The following is an 18,950-nucleotide window of genomic DNA, read 5'->3' on the forward strand; positions in this document are numbered from 1 at the left end:
CTCGGGTCCGCTCGCGGACGTGGTGATCCGGCTGTTTAGCCTGTCGCTCGTGTCGCGCCGATCGGAAGGAGCGGGCATGCAGCCCGAAGAGGGAACCGACGTCGAGCTGGTCCTCGTGGACGTCGGCGGCCGGCGGATCGACAAGGGACCGGCGGAAGTGGTCTTCGGGTCGGTGCGTCTCGGCCGCTGGCACGTGCACCCGGTGGCGGGGGCGAACCGAGCGTTTCCCGGTACCTCGGCGCACCTGGTGAAGATCAACTACGACTTGCGTGTCGATCCCGGTGTGCCCGCCGTGCGCTGGTTCGAGATCGGCTTCGTGCTGGCGGACTCCGATGCCACCGTCGTCGCCGCCCTGCCGCACGGGGCCGCCGGGCCCCGCCCGGCGACATCGTACCGGCTCAGCCGCAACCTGGAGTTCGTTCCCGTCGAGAACGGCGCCGCCGAAGTCCACGTCCCGCCGGTCGAGGGGCCGGTGCACGTCTACGGCGCGTCCGGTGATGCGATTCGGTGGCTGCACGTCGCTCCGGGGAGGGCGGGCGTGCTGCCGGGTTCCTATTCGGCGTGGATCGTGCTGCTGACGCCGGCTGGGCGGACCGAGCAGAAATTCCGGCTGGCCGCGCGGTTCGAAACGGAATTCGTCGACGGAGAAGACTTTCGGCCGGTGCCCAAGTCGACTGAGTTCGGTATTTCACTGATCGGGTCCGGTCGCTCTGCCGCAGTCGAGGCCGAAGAATGCGATGAGCCCGGTGTCGGACTTCCCGGCAGTTCACCTCGCGTCTTCATCTGCTATGTGCACGAGGACGAAACGCACAAGAAAAAGGTGCGTGATTTCGCCGATCTTCTTCGCGAAAACGGCTTGGACCCGCGGATCGACGAAGGCCAGGAGGGACCTCGCACCGAGTGGGACCACTGGGCATTGCGCGAGATCAGGGAAGCGGACTTCATCGCAGTCATCGCGTCACCGACCTGCCGAGCGGTTGGTGACGGGACCTATCGGGGCGACGATCGCGCAGGCATCCGCAGCGAACTCGGCGTGATCAGGAACCTGCTCCAGAAACACCCTCGGTGGGCGAGCTACCTCCTGCCCGTCGTCCTGCCCGGCTGCTCGGTCGAAGACATCCCGATGTTCCTGCACCCGGAGACCATGGACCATTACGTCGTCGAGGCGCTGACCAAGACCGAGATCGAGTACTTGCTGAAGACGATTCGCGTGACGCCGCCGTGGCAGGGTTGGGACCGGCCGTGACCGGCACCTTCCATGGGCTTTTCACCGGGATCGACCGCTATCGCGACCCCGGCTTCCGCCGCCTGAACTTCGCGGCGCGGGATGCTGGCGTCCTCCATGCGCTGTTTTCCGACAACGTGAGCGGGGACTGCGTCCTCCTCGAGAACGAGGATGCCACCCGTGACCGGTTGACCGCCGAACTCAGCCGCCTCGCCGAGGTCGCCGGCGGCGATGACGTGGTTGTGATCACCTTCTCCGGCCACGGCACCCGGTCACGGGAGCTGGCGACCCATGACGCGGTCCCGGGAAACTTCGCCGAGACGGCCCTCCCGCTGACCCGGTTCGTCGACCTCGTCCGGGCGATCCGCGCGCGGCTGCTGGTGGTCGTGCTCGATTGCTGTTTCTCCGGTGGAATGCTGGCGCGGGCCTTCGCCGAGCCCGACGGTGACAACGCGCGGTCCGACGGAGCGGGTGCATGGGAGATCCTGCAGTCGATCAGCGGTGACGGCCGAATCTTCCTTGGAGCGGCGTCGGCGGACGAAGAGGCGTTCGAGTCTGCTCGCTACCGGCACGGGATCTTGACCCATCACCTCGTTCAGGCGTTGATGGGCGACGGCGGTGTCCTCGACCGTGGCGCGGTGTGCCTGTCATCGCTGGTGAAGCAGGTACTGGACCGGGTCACCGCAGAGGAGACCGGGATCGGGCGTCGCAGGCAGCACCCCACGTTCGAGGGAACCATGCGCCGGACTCGGTTCCCGCCGTTGGCACCGGGGCCCCGCTACTGCCAGATCGGCGGCCACACCCAGCCGCCTCCGGTAACCAAAGACCTGATGTCGCTCCTGCCCCACGGCATCCCGGAGCAGGTGGCCGAGCAGTGGCGTGCTCAAGTAGACAAACTCAACGACGTGCAGTTATCCGCCATCCACCGCGGGCTCCTGCGTGGCTGCAACGTCCTGGTCAGCGCCCCCACCGCAAGCGGTAAGACCATGGTTGGCGAGCTCGCCGCGCTGCACGCGACGACGCAGAACCTCAAGGCGGTGTTCCTCCTCCCGAGCCGCGCTCTGGTGAACGAGCAGTATCAGCGATTCCGGAAGACGTATACTCCGCTCGGGCTCCGGGTCGTCCGAGCGACTGGCGCCCTGCGTGACCAGGTGAGCGACCTGATGACCGGCTCATACCACCTGGCAGTGGTGACGTACGAGACCTACATTGGCCTTCTCGCGAGCCATCCGCGCTTGTTGGCGGGGGTCGGAGTCCTAGTCGTCGACGAGCTCCAGTCCCTGCTGCTGAGCGACCGCGGTCCGCGACTGGAACTGTTGCTCACCCGCCTGCGCCGGGCCGCGCACCGTAATCTGCCCACCCCGCAGCTGGTGGGGCTTTCAGCCGTGCTGAGAGAGGTGGACCGGCTGGCGGCCTGGCTCGACGCGAGCCTCGTGCGAATCACCGACCGGGTCATTGCGCTGCGTGAAGGCGTTCTCGGCCCGGACGGCACTTACCTCCACCGGCTCCACGGCGGCAAGCAGGCGCAGGTGGCGGAGGGTGAAGAACAGCTGCTCGAGACTTCCGGGGTGGTGACTGGTGACGACCTCGCGGAACGGCTGGTCGGAAAGCTGGTGGCACAGGGCGATCGCGTCCTGGTTTTCCGCTCCAGCCCCCTCCGCGCCCGCGCTTTCGCGCGCCGACTCTCTGGCCGCCTGGATTTGCCTGCCGCCGAATCCGTGCTGAGCGCGCTTCCGCAGGGTGACGTGTCCCGAGTGGGGGAGATGCTGCGCGACTGCCTTGGCGGAGGTGTGGCTTTTCACAGCACCGATCTTGGTGAGGCAGAGCAGCAAGCGGTGGTGGAGGGGTTCTGCGGGAAGGAGGGGCCGATCCGCGTCGTGGTCGCGACCACGACGCTGGCCCAAGGTGTGAACCTGTCGGCTGACTCGGTCGTGGTGTGCGAGCTGGAGCACCCCGGTCGGCCATACACCACGTCGGAGTACAAGAACATGGCGGGTCGGGCGGGCCGCGACGCCGCCAAGGATGTGCCCGCGAGGGCGATCGTCTTGTCGGCCGGTGGCGTCGACACCCAGCGGATCTGGCGGCGCTACGTCAACGCCCGGCCAGACCCTGCACGCTCGGCGCTGTTCGGCGCCGACCTCGCTTTGCCCAGTTTGGTACTCACCGTGCTCAAGGGCCTCGCCGAGGAGCCCGACGGTGCGGACGCGGCCGGGGTAGCGGATTTTCTGGCCTGGACTTACGGCGCCTTTCAGAGCCAGCACGATCGCACCAGCGGACCGCTTTCGTTCGCGGAGGTTCAGTCGGTGATCGCCTCGCTGATGGAGGACGGGTTCCTGATCGCCGCCGGCAATGGCTACCGGCTGACTCCCCTCGGTGAGACGGTGGTTCGCAGCGGCCTGGACATCGAGTCGGCTCGCGTCCTGGCCGGCGCCCTGGGAACGGTGGCGGATACGGAGCTGACCAGGATGACCTTGCTCGGTGTAGCGCAGCTGATCACCGAAGTCGATGACGTGCGTTTTACCAAGCCATCCGTCAACTGGCAGCGCGAATACGACGAGTTCGCGCGGCAGCTGCCGCGGCAGCGATGTGCGCCCGCCGTGGCGGCCGCCTTGCTCGGCCCCCGCAGCAAGGGCGGCGCCGAGATCGGCCGGGTTCGGCGCGCGCTCGCGTGCCTTATGTGGTCGAATGGCCGGCCGATCTCGAAGATCGAGACGGCACTGACGCTTCACCTGCGCCCGCAGGCCGGTATTCGCGACCCCGGCCCGATCGCCCATGCGGCACAACGGACTGCCGACGTGATCCGTGCGGTCGTCGACATCGCCCGCCACTTGCACCCTGAGGCAGAGCTCGCCGAGCTCGCTGAAGTTCTTCCTTGGCAACTCTCGCTGGGGATAGTCAAGGGCCTGGTTCCTGTCGCTCGGCACTTGGACCGTCGTGTCGAGCGCGAGGTCTACCTGCGGCTGGATCAATTGGGCCTAACCGATCCGGAGGGCGTCGCCGCCGCCGACACTGCGCAGCTGCTGCAGTGCGCAGGTAGTGAGGATCTGGCGGACGCCGTCCGGGCAGCGGCTGAGGCCGCTGTGGCTGAAGCGAACCAGCCTGCTCTCGACGACCTGATCGATCCGCCGGCGGACTGAGCCGTGTCGGCAGCGGGCCAGCGGTGCACAGAAGCCAAGGCGAAACCGCAACGCTTGACGAAAGCTCAGGCCGAACTGTCAGTTCAGCGAGATCGTTGTGGTTAGCGAGCAAGATCGTCCTCGGACACAGTATTGCCCCACGGATCGCGTAACGCGATCTTGAAGCCGGGTCATCGTAGTTCAGCTTGAGTCGATCTCTTTCAGTCGCCATCCGTCGATGTCGCAGACGACGTACTGTCCCGAATCGCGCAGTGCTATCGCGACGCGACTGCTCAGTGCCCGGGCAGACTTCAACCTGGCGTGGCCGTCACCGTCTTGAACGCCGAGCCGGACACGGATCTCGTCGACGAGGTGGTCCTCGCGGATGTAGAGAGACTTTAGCCGAGGCTGGCCCGCGCGTTGAGTGCTGGTGTGGCCGTGACGGCAGCGGTACGTCGGTCGCCCGTGGTTCCAGTGCGAGTCCAGCCGCCGGTTGCAAACGCCGCAGTGGATGAGCCCGGCGAGGGCGAATCGGCGAGTCTGGCCGTCGCCGGCGGGGCGCGCCGCCCGGACTTGCTGCGCAGCGACGAAGTCCTGCTCTGTGATCAGCGCGGCATGGGCAGCCTTCGCTGACAGCGCGGGCGTTGAGGCTGGGCCTTCGATGCCGGTGGCCCGGCGGTTCCAGGTCTGGCGGCCGGTGTAACGCGAATTTGCCAAGATGACGGCGACGGTGCGTAGGGTCCAGGCACGACGGGTCCGATGCCGGTTGCGGTCTGGATCGGCACTGGACGGACAGGGGATACCGCGCTCGTTGAGGTGTCGGGCGATGCTGGCGACGCTGTGCCCGGCGAGACGCTGTCGGAACATCCAGGCGACATGGGGTGCGGTTCGGGAATCGGGAGCGAGGCGCCGGAGGCGTCGGCCCCAGCGGGCGTCGGCGGGGTTGGGGTGCGGTCCGGCATCGACGAGCTGGTAGCCGTAGGGTGGTCGGCCGCCGAGGTAGCAGCCTTGCTGGGTGGCTTGGTTGTGCATCGCCGCCAGCACCCGGTGGCGGGCGCGCAGCACCTCGCGCTGCGACTGGGTCGCGAGAAGCGCCGTCAGCGCCCGATGATCGTGGTTAGCGAGATCGACTGGGCCTCCTGTCTCGGGCAGCCACAGCTGGATGCCGTGCCGGGTGCACCAGGCGTAGGGGGTGGCGAACTGCGTGCCGGTGAAGGCGCGCTCGTACTCGCCGACCACGATCGCATCGATCACGAATTCTGGACTCGAGGCCGCGGTCATGAGCTGGGCAGCCTGCGTTCGCTGTCGCCACGGGATGCGGCGTGAAGTGCCGGCGTCGAAGTAGGCGGTGACGACCTGGCCGTGGCCCGCGACCAGCTCGTCGGCCATGTCGCGTTGCCAGCCGTGTGACGATACGCGGTCTTGGTGGCGGGTGGTCGAGGTTCGGCCGTAGAACGCGAACCGTAAGCCACTGCCATGGTCGGGGCGGGCAGTGGTGGTTACCAGTTTCTTGCCGTTCATCCACTGCGCCAGCAGGTCGGCCGCGCCGGCAGGTGGTGCGGCCACCTGAGGTGAGGGCGGGTGCGGTGGGATCACACTGGACGGATGTCGCGGCCGTTGGGTCATGACGGCGCGCTCCGAGCGGTTCATCCGATCAGCGCAGTCGCGATGCGTCATTGGGGACTGTATAACGCCCTATGCGGCGACGGCCTATAGTAATTCCGCTGTCTGCTGGGTCCGCATGGCGCTCGACTGCGAAACGTTACCGATTTCCTTCGAGGGGTTGTAACAGCGGATGGCCAACCGCCGACCCATCAACCGTACGTAGAGGAGATCGTCGATCTTGCTGGGCGGAGCGGGATTTACTAGGCCGTCCCAGTGACTTGGTGTTGACGTTGCACCTCTCGTTCGGCAAACGTGAAAAGTAGCCACGATCCTGTGGTTGAGACGACTTCGTCGGAGGTTCCCATAGCCGCAGGAGTGAGCCAGGCCGAGGAAGTCGCTGAGATTCTTGCTCGTATCGGTCCGGTCGACGGAAGAGCGCTGTTGAGCGAAGCTCAGCGTCGTTGGCCGTCACTGACATTGCGACGTCTGCGTACGATCGTCATGTCGGCGATCCAGGCCGGCTTGGTGCTGGCTGACGGTGAAATACTCTCTGCTGTTACAGAAGCGGCGCAACCTGACGACGGACGGCGCGATCTCTTGCGGGCTGTCATCGTGGATTTCGAATCCGTGGTTCGTCCCAGCTCGGAGAAACCGGACGGCGATCGCCAGGTGTATCAGATTGGTGCCGCTCGCCTGTCCGGTGACTCGGATTGGGTTGGCAAGTGTGAGCGGTTCACGGCCTGGGTAAGGCTGTCGGACGAAGGCTGGGAAGCGGAGATCAGATCGGAGCGCGTTCGCGCGTCATACGAAAGCCATGCAGTCAGTCCGGTGGAAGCGTTCGACGCGCTGCGGCAATTCTGCGCCGACGCCGACACCCTGGTTGCCTACAACGGCATACAGGCCGACTTCCCTCTGCTCGACGAAGCAAGCGGCAACGCGGGCATTCAGGGTTTCGGCGGCCACCGCCGGGTCGATGCGCTCTACCTCGCTCACGCTATCTGGCCGACAGCTTCCTCCCACCGACTGGCCGAGCTGGCCACTGAGGTCGGGGTCGACCGCACGGGGCTGCGCTGGCATGACGCCGAGGCAGACGCAACACTGACGGCCCGCGTGATCCAGCTCGCGGCGTCGACCGTGGCTGCGTGGCCCGAAGCAGAGCGTGTCCTGGCGTTGAGCGCGGGCACCGGAAGCGCGGCCTGGGACCTGCTGGCTTCCTTGCTTCCGTCCGATTTGGCCACCCACGAGCACGACGATGCGGAGGTTGAGCGGGTACTGTCCGACCTCATCCCGGCGCCGTCACCGAGCCGCCGGAACACCCCGCTGGTCGTGCCGGACGAGCTGCGCGATGACTCGGGGCGGGTCGATCCGCACCGCCTTGCCCAGGCGGCAGCCTCGGGGCGAGTGGAGCGTCGACCGGCGCAGCAGGAGATGTCCGCCCAGCTGGCCGCTCAGGTGACCGCCGGCCGGGACGCTCTGTGCGAAGCTCCCACCGGGACCGGCAAGAGCCTCGCCGTCCTCGCCACCGGTCTCGACTGGCTCGCCGGTGCGCCGGGCCGACAGGTCGTCCTCTCGACCCACACCAAGCAGCTGCAGTCCCAGCTCGCCGGGGACATCGCCAAGCTGGCCGCGGTGGTGCCCGGTCTTGAAGACGTCGCCGCGCTGGTCAAGGGCAAGCGGAACCGGCTGTCCCTGCGGGCGCTGGTCACCGCGCTGGCCGACGCCACCGGCGTGACCGCGAGCTCCCGGCCCGAGCAGTGCACCCGGTTCGTCACCGACCCGAGTTACCGTGAGCTGCTGATCTACCTGGTCCGGCGCTTGGCCGAGGCGAAGACACTCGACGACCGCTGGTCGTCCAGGAGCGGGGACCAGGCCGATCTCCCGACCTTTATTTCCGAGTACTTCGAATCGGGTGCCCGGGTCTCGCTGACGCTTTGGCTCATCGGCCTCAGCCAGGAGAACGGCGACTACCGGCGCAGCTCGTCGTCGCTTCTCGGCCGGCTCTCGGAGACGGCGAGTGAGGCGTTCGCCGCGAGTCAGCTCATCGTCGCCAATCACGCGCTGCTCCTGAGCCAGCCCGACGTGGGTTCGGACTCGACGTTGCTCGTCATCGACGAGGCCCACTCGCTCGAGCAGGCCGCCACAGCCGCGGCGAGCGCCGAGGTCGACTACCGTGCTGTGGAGAACCTCACCGGTGAGCTGCGCCGCTGGTGCACGCGCGGGCGTGACGTCCCCGACCGGCTGGCGGAAGCCGTCGCCGACCTGGAGTCCCTGCTGGACACCGAGGCGCTGCCGCGGGCGGCCCAGGCCGTCTTCGACCGGTCCGGTGGCACGGTGGGCAGCCGCGTCGTCACCTTGGCCAGCCCGTTCGGCGGAGTCGGCGGCGAGGCGCCATCCCGGCAGCTGCTCAGCCGGCTCGACCGGCTGGCCCGTTCGGCGAACGCCGTTTCCGGGGCTTTGGCCGCGTACCTGGGTGCTCGCGCTCGGACCCATGCTTGGTGGGAGTACGAGCGCACAGCTTCACTCGCCGCGCGTGCTGAGGTGCTCGCGGACGCGGCAAGCCGGGTCACTGAAAACGCGCGGCAGATCTTGGACGGTACGCCGGACGATCCGCCGCCCGAAGAGGGCAACCGCGTCGTCTACGCCACCGAGCTGGAGAGCGAGGGGATCAGCGTTTCGGCTCGCCGATACGCGTTCGCGGTCGTGTCCGCCCCGATCGAGCTCAGCCGCGAGACGACCTGGGCCGACGTGCGTGAACGGTTCGGCCGGGTTTTCTACGTCTCCGCCACGCTCCGGGTGGCTGGCAGCTGGACGTATATCCGCTCGAGGCTCGGTCTCGGGGTGGAAGTCGACGCATTCGCCCTGACCAGCCCGTTCGATCTGGCCGGTCAGGCCCGGCTGGTCTGCCTGGCGGACTTCCCGAGCTGGGGTGAGCAAGCCGACGGCGCGGTACGCACGACAGCACACCAGCTCGCCGGCTATGCGAAGGAGGTCATTCGCCGCGAGGGCGACGCGTTCCGCGGCGGCGGACTGATCTTGACGACCGCGAAGAAGGCTGCGTCCGCCATCGCCGAACGGCTGATCGGTGAACTCTCCGGCCGGGCGCAGGGAACGCCGGTCACGGTGGCGCCGCTGCTGGGCAACACACGCGCCGCTCGCGCGTTCGCCGAGACAGGCGGCTTCTGTGTCGCGACGCGGGGGATGTGGCAGGGCGTCGATTTCGTAGCCGACCGGGTCTCCCTCGTGTGGATCAACAAGCTGCCGTTCGCTCCCTTCGCCGACCCGCTCGTCGCCGCCCGTCGCGCGGCAGCGGCGCGCCGAGCCGCCGACGCCGGCGATGCCGATCCGGAGCGTTCCGCGAACGAGAACTACTACTTGCCGCTGGCCGCGATGGATCTCCGGCAGGCCGTCGGCAGGCTGGTTCGCTCGACCGAACACCGGGGCATCGTGGTGATCAGCGACCGTCGGCTGGCTGGCCGGACCGCGCAACGCCGGAGTTATCGCAAAGTTTTCCTCGAGTCGCTCGATCCAGGACTGCTGGTCCCGGACGAAATGACTGGTGAACCCGCGGGCGGCAACGTGATGACCATGGCCGCAGGCTGGCGGACGATCTGGCAGTTCCTCGGCGAGAACGGACTCATCGAGCGCCAGCGAGCTGCCGAGCTGTGCGAGCCGGACGCCCTGCGGTCCCATACCCTGCTGCCGGCCACTCGCGAGATCCTCGACGCGGTAATCAACCCAGTCGAAGAAGCGGCCGCGCGGGCCGCCGGGAAGCTGGGCGACCTGCTGGTGGAGCGGTGCGGCCGGATCGCGGGCCTGCTCCGCTTCTCGGAAGAACCGTTTCGGCTTCGCGCACAACAGGAATCGGTGATCCGTGCGGTCGCCGAGGACGCCGACGTGTTGGCTCTGCTACCGACCGGTTTTGGCAAGTCGTACGCTTTCCAGCTGCCCGCACTGGCGCTTTCCGGAGTGACCGTCGTCGTCTCGCCACTGGTCGCCTTGATGGCGGACCAGGCCCTCGAGCTGAACGCCACCGTCGGCGGGGCCGTGCGCGCGCTGGTCGGGCCGATGCCCGAGTCGAACAGCCGACGCGGGAAGACCGAGGTCGCCGAACAGCTGACCGGGGTCGCGGACCACGGTATCCGGCTCGTTTACGTCTCGCCGGAACGGCTGGCGAACCGCCGGTTCCAGGAGCTGCTGCGCGAAGCGGCAGAGAAGGGTATCCTCCGCCGGATCGCGGTGGACGAGGCGCACACGTTCGTGCAGTGGGGCGACGACTTCCGGCCGAGCTTCCGCCGTGCCGAGCGGCTCATCACCGAGCTCAGGAACGACGACCGGGTGCGGGTGACCGCGGTGACGGCCACCGCGAACCGGTCGGTCCGCGCCGGCCTGCGAGCGGGACTCTTCGGTGTGGCCGAGGAGCCTGTCGAGGGTGAGTCACTCGTCATGGTGACCGCCAGTCCGCTACGTCCCGAGCTGGCGTTGTACCGGCGGGTGATCCGCAACGCTGGACCTGCCACGGTCGCTGGGCTCGCCGAGGAGATTGCGACCGCGTGCGACGACCACGCGATCTTCTACTGCCTGACCGTGAAAGAGGTCGAGGCTCTGCACGCCCATCTCCGCCAGTTCCTCGGCGACGCCGGTGTCCGGCAGGTCCGGCGCTTCCACGGTCGGCTGTCCGAAGCGGAGAAGGCGGCGGTGCTGACCGAATTCCGCGAAGCACCGGTCAAGGGCGATCCCGGTTTCGTTCCGCTGATCATCGTGGCGACCAGCGCGTTCGGGCTCGGCGTCAACCGGGTCGACATCCGGTGTGTGTTCGTAGTGTCGCCGCCGCCGGACCTCGCCGCGCTCTACCAGCAGCTCGGCCGAGCCGGACGTGATCAGGCCGGAAAGACCGCCGCCGAGATCAGTTCGCCGTCCTACGGCCTGGCTCTCGGGACCGGCCGCGGCTTCCGCACCCTGCGGTGGATGCTCTCGCAAGGCCTGTCGCCCGCCACCGAGAACCAGATCGGGAAGCTCCTGCTCGAAACCGCATCCAGGAGCGGCGTGCTGGATCCCGACGAGCTCGCGGACAGCTGCCTTCGGGCCGAGGTCGCGGCGGGACGACTGCGGCCCGCCGAAGCGCGGCATGCGTCCACAGTGGACGTCTTCCGGACCGCCGTCATCCGGTCGGTCGCCGTCCTGGCGAACAACGGCGTGCTCGACGACCAGGGCGACTTTCCGGCGACGGTCCTGCTGGCTCCGGTCGACGAACCCCTCGACCTGGGCGACGACGAGCTGGCGGCGGTTGCCCAGCGACTGCAGCAGATCGTTTCGGCGAGGTCGGGCCGGTACGAGATGACCGAACTTCACGAGAGACTCGCGCGGGAGGTGCCTCGATACGACCGGACATCCGGTGACGTCGCCGGTACTTGGGCCGTCCTTTCGACGCTCCACGACCGGGGTTGCCTCGACGTCTCCCAAGCCGGCAACTACCGGACGCTGATCTCGGTCCGGTCGTCCCGGACGGCGCCGGGAGAGGTGGTGGGTCACACCGTCGGACATCGAGCCCGGCGTGACCGTGAACTGGCCGAACTTCTTGCCTGGTATAACGAAGACCGCACCTGCGCCAACGCCGGCATGGCCGGGTACTTCGGCATGCCGGAGCACGCCCTGCCCGAGGATACGTGCACGACGCCGGCTTGCCGGTGTTCAACCTGCTGGCAACGCAACGCGGACCGGGCCCCGCAGCCGGACCTGCTTCGCGCGTTCAACACGGCTCGCCCCCGGCCCTCGGTCCGGCGAGACGGCTTGCCGTACCGGACGGTGACGGATCGCAATGTCCGCAGCCTTCTGTGGGACAACTACCGCGGGCTCACCGACGTGATGATCAACCGGGTGCTCCGCGGCGACGAGACCTACCCGGATACGGCCACGGGAAGGCAACGTCCGCTGTGGCCGAGGCTGCTGTACCACCGCCTTCGCGGATGTGATCCGGGCGCCCGGATCGATGACGTGCGCGCCGCGCTCGACCGGCTGGACGCCGCGGAGCAGGTCATCCAGACCGGTGACGGACTTTGGCGGCTGCGCAGGTACGCAGAAGCAGACGAACGCCGTGAGCGGACCACGGCCGGGCAAACCGCGGAGGTGGCGACATGACAGCGAGCGCGACCGAGATCTGGCGGCCGTTCCACGACGATCCGCTGTTCACCGCGGAGCTTTTGGTCGAGCCGGACGCACCGCACGAACGGGTGCTCGCCTATCTGGAACGGGTGGCCCTGGCGCGACGGGTTCCGCTGCACGTTGCGACGGCGTTCAACGCCGTGCATTTCGGTTTCGGCCCGGACGGCTCGGGCTACCGCGGAGAGCTCCTCGATCCGGAGCTGTTCTTCCGCCTCGACGTCGAGACGGCGACGGTTCCCGAGGTGGGCATGTTCGTCCGCGTCGAACGAGGCGGGCATACCCTATGGGCCGAAGTGGTCGGGCAGTTCGGAGCCCATCACGGCGTTGACGTCGACGGCTGGGTGTCACCCGAGCTCCCGGGCGCATCCGGGTGGAACGATCCGGCGCAGGCCGGGGAAGCCCGCGCCATCCTCGACTTCGAGGCGTTCGGCATCGGCTTGAACCACCGCGACCGGGCGGAGCTCGAACGACAGCGCCGCCGCGGCACGGTCCTCGACGCGCGAGGCCACGTGCTCGGTACCGTCCCGGTGGCGGCGCGGCCCCCGGGCACCGGCCGGTACGCCGACTGGCTGCTGACGAGCGCGAAACCGCTACTGCTCAGCGGACCGTTGGGCGGCCTGCTGACCGATCCCCACGACGACGGCGCGCTCGCCGCCGCGTTGGAAGCGGCTCTGACCGCGATTGACAGCCTCCTGACGCGGTCGGCGATCCTGCGCCGCTGGGGCCCGTACGCCACCCCCGCTGACCGGTTCGCCGAACGCCTCGCCTCGCCCGACGCCCTCGGCGGAGACGACCTGGGGGAAATCGTCAGGATCGTCACCCGGCCGGCAGGCGAACCCCGTTACACCGGCGTCTGGCCGTTGCTCGAGGCGAGGGCCCACCTCGGTGAGACGCCGGACGCGCTCTCCTACTCCGGCGCGGTCGAAGCCGTGGTGCACGCCAATCTCGCGATCGATGGCGAAGCCGCTCGGCTCGACGGGCTCGACGTGCGGATCGACGATCCGTGGCAGGCGGGCGGTGTGTGGCGCAGCGCGCCGTACCCCGCCCGGGGCGAGGAGCCCATCGAGGACGACGTCCTCCTGGAACACCTCGACAACACCCTCGCCGTTTTCACGGTCGCGTTGCGCGCGACGCACATCGACAACGGCGTGCTCCCGCTGCCCTCGTCCGCCATGGAGCTCTTCCCTCACCAGAACATGATCATCGACCTGTTCCACGAGGGCGAGCCGCTCGACGACGCGATGCGCGTCCAGGAGGTGGTTCTGACAGACAACCGGCTGACCGGCATCGCCTGGCCGTTCGGCTTCTACCCCGGGATCAAGGTCACCGTCGCCGCCGCGCGTGGCGCCCGCCGGGTGGCGCTTTCGACGACACTCCTCGACGCGCCCCTGTCTTACGGCGACGACTACCGGTGGGCGACCGACGAGAAGCTCCTCGCCGCCGCGCTCGGCCTGGCCGAGGCAGTCACTCCTGCGCCGGCGGCCGCCCGGAGTGTCAAGCCGGGGCGCGGGGTGGACGCGCTGGGCCGGTTCATCGTCAACGCACTGCGCAGACACGGCGAGGCGGGGCCGTTCGGTGCCCGGCAGCTCACCGGTCCTCAGCTGATGACGGCGCTGTTCGGGCCGGAACCGGTCAACCCGGTGCTGCTCTGGCAGGTGATCCACACCTGCGAAGATCTGGTGGAGGCGGGCAAGCTGACCTGCGAACCGGTCGCGGACCGGACGGCACCGGACGTCTTCGTCTGGTGGCCCGACGGTGCCGGAGCACCTCGTATCCCCGATCAGGCACGCCGACCGGGAGGCCTGGCCGGCCAGGTCAAGGAGCACTGGGTGCCGCCTGGTATGCGACAGCTACCGGACGGATTCCGTGCCAGCGACCAGGCAAAAGCCAACTACGCGAAGTACGTCCGAGGTCTCCGCGGACCGCAGGCATCCGTGGAACTGCCACCTGGTTTCACCTTTGTCCGAGGACACCGACGCGGCGACGAGCCGGGGCCCGTCTGGCTCGACGCGACTTCGAACTGAACTAACCCGCCCGCAACTTCGAAAAGGAAGGGGATCGGCAATGGCCACCCCGCACCGGCGGCACCGTCTCGACCCGGACTTCGGCGGACCGCTCGGGATTACCGAGCTCCTGGAATCGGCCGCTGTGGCGACCGACCCGGACGAGGTCGCGCGTCGGCGTGCTCAGGCGGAGCTGGCCGGGGCGCTCGACCAGCTCGGTGACGTCGCCGAGGCCGCGCTCGACCTCGTGACGCCGGAGGAGTTCTCCCGGCTGGTCTGGCGATTGCCGAATCCCAGCCGTACGGACTTCCTGCGGGATCTGCGTGTCCCGCCGGCGAAACGGCCGACGCCGATGGCGGCGCGCGACGGGCTCACCCGCCTACGGGCTTGGCCGCCAGACAAGCGCACGCGTGCCCTGCAGTTTCTCGTGTCTCCGGTGCGTCGAGCGCTGGCCCCTGCATTGACCGAATGGCGCGAGAGCCATGACGACGATGGCTTGCGGCAGGCTTTGACCGACGATCCGGCGCAGGCGAGCGCTGTCCGACTGACGGTCTTCGCCGACTGGCAGCGAGGAGCTGCTTCGGTCGCCGCGCTGCGGATCGCCATGCGCAGCAAGCTTGCCCTGCCCAGCTGGCCGGGAGAGCTCGTCGACACCGTCGTTGCCGCTTGCCGGAAGCTCGAAGGCTTGAGCGCAGGCGTCGCAGCCACGGTCCTCCCAGTCACCGCGCCTCCGGTGGATGAGTTCGTCAAGACGGCGAAGCAGCTCCGGGAAGCCCTCGCGGACGCCCAGAGTGCAGCAGCCACGGTTTCCGCAGCACTGGCGGATTCCCGAACCGCGGCGCCGGAAGACCTCGCGACAATCGCGGCGCTCAGACCGCTGGCCGAGTCGGCCCAGCTCCTTCTGGAAGGTGCGAGTGCGGAGCCCGAGTCCGCAGATTGCCTGGCGCTGGCCGCGCAGCTGGAGGAGGCTGCGGAACGGGCAAGCCGACCGGAGGAGCACCCCGAACTCGAACGCCTGGCCAGTCTCGTGGGCCCGCCGGAATACGGGGAGATGATCGCGAGCGTCCGCCGCGCAGCAGACGAGCTGCTCGGCAGAGACGGCTGGGACGACGCTCGGCGACGCCGGGCCGAAGGCTTGACCGCGTTGGCCCGCCTGGTCGACGCCACGGCTGCGGGGGAGCACGGCGTGGTGGTCGAACTCCACCAGACCGCGCAGGCGGCACTGCCCGGCAACCTCCAGCAACTGCTCGTGATCGCTCTGCTGGGCCGGCTCGGTTACCTCCCGGACGACGAGCCGGAACCGCGCGACGCGCCCGTGGCAGAGCCGTCGCCGGAACCTGAACCGCAGCCCACACCGCTCGCGGCGGCGCCTCCTGTCGAGGAAGCGGCCACGCCCGACGTCTCGGCTCCCACCGCTCAGCCGGACGACCTTGAACAGCCGGACGACGGTGAGAGCCGGAAGCTGATCGCGACCCTGCTGGGGACCGGCAAACTCGCGCTGGCCCACCACGCCGCGGCCATCGCCGGGGACGACCAGCTCGCCGAATCCGCCCGGCTGCTGACTCTGGCGACCGCGGTCCGAACCGAATCAGGTGCCACGGCCAAGGAGCTTCGAGGTTCGCTCGAGAACCTCGACCTACACGGCTTCGACGGCCATCAGCCGGCCCAGCTGGCATTGCTGATGGCGGCCGTACGCGCAGCGCTGGTGATGGCCGATCCGCACGCCGGTGAACTGGCCGATGAGCTGAGCGGACACTTCGAGCGACTGCCCCACCTGGCCGTGCTGACCTCGGCGATCGGCAAGGCGTCCGCGCGCGGACTGCTCTACAGCCAGGCCATGCTGGCAGAGCTGGCGCCGATCGCGACCGCCGACAACGACATCGCCGCTGCGGCCGAGGCAGCCGCCGCCGACCGCGACCGGAGCAGGAACTTGCGGTTCCCGCGGGCCAACCAGATCGCCGAAACGTGGTGGGCACCGAACGGGCTGATCGGGCGTGCGGTGGCGATCGCGGCGGCCGACCGGCGGGAAGACGTTGAAACCGCGGCCCGAACACTGCGCAAGCTCAGCCGGCGACAGGATCTCATCGCCGAGCTCAAGAGCGTCGACGACAGCCTGCGCAGCGCCAGTGCGCGGCCGCTCGAAGGCGCTTCCCGCCGCCGGATCATCGAGCAGGTCGCGGAGTCGCTCGACTTGGTGCGGGTGTGGGTGGACGCCGTGCGAGCGGAAGCCAGTGCGAGCCGCGGGACCCACCCGGTGCCGACACAGGTGGCCGAACTGCGGGCCCACGTCCTCGAGGAACGGGCGGCAGCAGCCGGTGAACTCGATGCACTGCGTCACGAAAGTTCCGACCCGGTACTGGCAGGGACGGCGGCCGCCTGCCTGGCCGTGCTTGACCAGAGCGTCGACATGCTCGATGGCGAAAGCCTGAAGGGCACTGAGCCTGACCCGCACGCAGTGCTGAACCGCGACCTGTTGCGCTGTGCCTCGCTGCGGCTTAGGGGTCAGTTCAGAATGAGTCGGCGTGTCCTCTTGTGCGGGCTGCCGAGGTTTCCAGAATCTTGGTATGCGTGAGGAGGTTCTGACCGACCAGCTGTGGGAGCGGCTCGAGCCGCTCCTTCCGGTGCACCCTCGGCGGTTCCGCTACCCAGGCCGCAAGCGTGCCGACGACCGCGCAGCACTCGAAGGCATCCTGTACGTGATTCGCACCGGTATCGGCTGGAACCGCCTGCCGACCGCGTTGTTCGGCGCGGCCGGGGCCACGTGCTGGCGGCGGCTGACCGAATGGCACGAGGCCGGCGTCTGGCAGCAGCTGCATGAACGCCTGCTCGCCGAGCTACGTGCCGCCGGCCTGCTCGACCTGTCCGCCGCCTTGGTCGACTCCACCCATCTGCGTGCCCTCAAAGGGGGGACCACACCGGGCCCAGCCCGGTCGACCGCCGCAAACCCGGCTCCAAGCATCACCTGATCACCGACGCCACCGGCATCCCGCTCGCGGTCACGCTGACCGGTGGCCATCGCAATGACGTCACCCAGCTGATCCCGCTGCTTGACGCCATCCCGCCGATCCGAGGTGTGGTTGGTAAGCCACGTCGCCGGCCTCGGCGGCTCTACGCCGATCGCGGCTACGACCACGACAAGTACCGCCGCTTGGTCCGCGCCCGCGGCATCACCCCGCTCATCGCCCGCCGCGGGACCGAGCATGGCTCCGGCCTCGGCAAAGTCCGGTGGCCGGTCGAACGCACCTTCGCCTGGCTCAAAAACTTCCGCCGCCTACGCATTCGCACCGAACGACGAGCCGACGTCCACCAAGCCATTCTCAGCCTGGCCTGCTCGATCATCTGCCTCCGCAAACTCATTCTGAACTGATCTCTTAGCTTGAGGGACCGCGTCCTGAGGTCCAGGCGTCCGCTAACACTGCGATCTTCAAGGCGAGGAGAGGTTCGTCGAGCTCGGAATGACATCAAGAGACTACCCAGCATCAGCGGTCAAATGCGCGGCTACGTCGGCGGCGTCGCTGCTCGGCTGTCATGAAGTGAGCCCCGAGGCTGCCGTGCCTACGGGATCCGTTCCGGGCCGACCACCCGGAACGCCCGATAGAGGGCACGGATGCGCTTCAAGATCATTGAGACGGTCAGCAGCATCTGGGCGCCGAGGAAGACGATCACCGCCGTGACGCTGGTCGGCAACGGTTGACTTGTGTCGGTAAACATGGTCAAGCCGCCGAAGCTGGCGGTCAGGACCAGGCCAAGCAGCACGGCATAGGAGATGTTGGCACGGAGCTCGTCGGTCAGCTGGTTGAGCGTCATCTGATGCGCCGGGTCGGTCTTGTCCGCCGCTCGCATCGTCAGATCGAAGAGCAGCACGAAGACGTTGAAGATCAGCCCGGTCAGGATGGCCACTGCGGCCAGCACCTCGGGGATGTGGTCGGCGTGTGCGCCGCATACTCAGGCGATCACTGCTAAGGGATGTCTCGTATCGCGTGTTGTGGTTGGTGGGGCTGGTGTTGTGGTCAGGCGGTGAGGGGGATGTTGTGCAGATGCGCGATGCCGGACACCGTATCGGCCAGTGTGCTGGCGGCCCGGCGGTAGTCGTGGAGGATCTTGAAGTTCTTCATCCGGGACAGGACGTGCTCGACCCGAGCGCGGATCGTGCGGTGCGTGGCGTTGAGGTCTTCTTTCCAGTCCGGCAGCTCGCTGCCGTCGCGGGGTTTGCGGTACGGCATGACGACCCCGGAATTGCCTTGGTAACCACCGTCGGCCATCACCGGCCGATCGGCGAGCTGGTCGGCGATGCCGGAGTCGCGGTAGACGGTGCAGTCGTTGCGGCTGCCCGGGCGCGGGTCACCGGTGGCGATCACCAGCCTGGTCTCGGCATCGATCGCGACCTGCACGTTGGTCGAATACCGGTAATTCTTCGACGGGGTCGCCAGCCGGTGATCCCGGGTCGGGACCAGAGGGCCGTCCACGATCGCCACGGAGTCGACCCGGCCTTTGCGGACCGGGGCCAGCGCCAGCAGCGGCCCGATCGAGTCAATCACTCGATGCGCCGCCGAATGCGACACCCCGAACAACGGACCGATCTGGCGCATCGTCAGGTTCGTCCGCCAGTAGGTCGCGACCAGCAGCACCCGGTCTGCCAGCGGCAACGCCCACTGCCGGCCAGGGCGCCCGTCTGCGATCTCGTCTCCGCCGCGCTTGGCGACCAGCCGCACCAGCTTGCGGAACTGGCCCGGTTCCAATCCGGTGAACGGGGCAATCCACTCCGGTCGCGACGCTGTGATCACCTGCACCACGACATGATCAACTACCACAACGACCCACCCACCCCGATGCCGGGGTTAC

General features: G+C 68.3%; 9 protein-coding genes. 6 read left to right on the plus strand and 3 right to left on the minus strand.

The features are described 5' to 3' along the window. Nucleotides 1–19 precede the first annotated feature (19 nt). Nucleotides 20–1,246, plus strand: a complete 1,227-nt coding sequence (locus AB0J55_RS00690; protein WP_364240741.1) for a toll/interleukin-1 receptor domain-containing protein — start codon at nt 20–22, stop codon at nt 1,244–1,246. Continuing rightward, on the plus strand, nt 1,243–4,362 hold the full coding sequence (locus AB0J55_RS00695) for a DEAD/DEAH box helicase (RefSeq protein ID WP_364240744.1): 3,120 nt from the start codon (nt 1,243–1,245) through the stop codon (nt 4,360–4,362). Before AB0J55_RS00690 ends, AB0J55_RS00695 begins: the two co-directional genes overlap by 4 nt. A 180-nt stretch (nt 4,363–4,542) precedes the next feature. On the opposite strand, the gene AB0J55_RS00700 is transcribed toward AB0J55_RS00695, so the two are convergent. After that, a complete protein-coding gene (locus AB0J55_RS00700) occupies nt 4,543–6,018 on the minus strand; it encodes a recombinase family protein (RefSeq protein WP_364240747.1) in 1,476 nt (491 codons plus the stop codon). A gap of 303 nt (nt 6,019–6,321) precedes the next feature. On the opposite strand from AB0J55_RS00700, the gene AB0J55_RS00705 reads away from it, so the two are divergent. The 4 genes from AB0J55_RS00705 (at nt 6,322) to AB0J55_RS00720 (ending at nt 17,475) form a co-directional block, all read left to right on the plus strand. Next, nucleotides 6,322–12,081 carry a DEAD/DEAH box helicase gene (locus tag AB0J55_RS00705; protein WP_364240749.1) on the plus strand — a complete coding sequence of 1,920 codons (5,760 nt, stop codon included), beginning with the start codon at nt 6,322–6,324 and terminating at the stop codon, nt 12,079–12,081. Then, a complete protein-coding gene (locus tag AB0J55_RS00710; RefSeq protein WP_364240752.1) occupies nt 12,078–14,129 on the plus strand; it encodes a hypothetical protein in 2,052 nt (683 codons plus the stop codon). Before AB0J55_RS00705 ends, AB0J55_RS00710 begins: the two co-directional genes overlap by 4 nt. 40 nt (nt 14,130–14,169) lie before the next feature. Beyond that, a complete protein-coding gene (locus AB0J55_RS00715) occupies nt 14,170–16,680 on the plus strand; it encodes a hypothetical protein (RefSeq protein WP_364240755.1) in 2,511 nt (836 codons plus the stop codon). Next, nucleotides 16,673–17,475, plus strand: a protein-coding gene (locus AB0J55_RS00720) for an IS5 family transposase (protein ID WP_364240758.1) whose coding sequence is annotated in 2 segments (ribosomal slippage) — nt 16,673–17,009 and nt 17,009–17,475 — 804 coding nt in all. Because the reading frame shifts where the segments join, the coding sequence is not laid out codon by codon here. The genes AB0J55_RS00715 and AB0J55_RS00720 overlap by 8 nt, the downstream gene beginning before the upstream one ends. A gap of 188 nt (nt 17,476–17,663) precedes the next feature. Here the strand turns inward: AB0J55_RS00720 and AB0J55_RS00725 are convergent. Continuing rightward, nucleotides 17,664–18,008, minus strand: coding sequence for a hypothetical protein (locus AB0J55_RS00725; protein WP_364240760.1), 345 nt, complete (start codon nt 18,006–18,008; stop codon nt 17,664–17,666). Between the two features lie 110 nt (nt 18,009–18,118). Then, nucleotides 18,119–18,898: a transposase family protein gene (locus tag AB0J55_RS00730; protein ID WP_364243354.1), complete on the minus strand. Its 780-nt coding sequence runs from the start codon at nt 18,896–18,898 to the stop codon at nt 18,119–18,121. Nucleotides 18,899–18,950: the final 52 nt, after the last annotated feature.

Source organism: Amycolatopsis sp. NPDC049688 (genome assembly GCF_040674975.1).
GTDB lineage: Bacteria > Actinomycetota > Actinomycetes > Mycobacteriales > Pseudonocardiaceae > Amycolatopsis.

Bases quoted from the DNA above. Each gene is read 5' to 3' on its own strand.
- AB0J55_RS00700 (WP_364240747.1), bottom strand. From the start codon at position 6,018: ATGACGCATCGCGACTGCGCTGATCGGATGAACCGCTCGGAGCGCGCC.
- AB0J55_RS00710 (WP_364240752.1), top strand. From the start codon at position 12,078: ATGACAGCGAGCGCGACCGAGATCTGGCGGCCGTTCCACGACGATCCG.
- AB0J55_RS00715 (WP_364240755.1), top strand. From the start codon at position 14,170: ATGGCCACCCCGCACCGGCGGCACCGTCTCGACCCGGACTTCGGCGGA.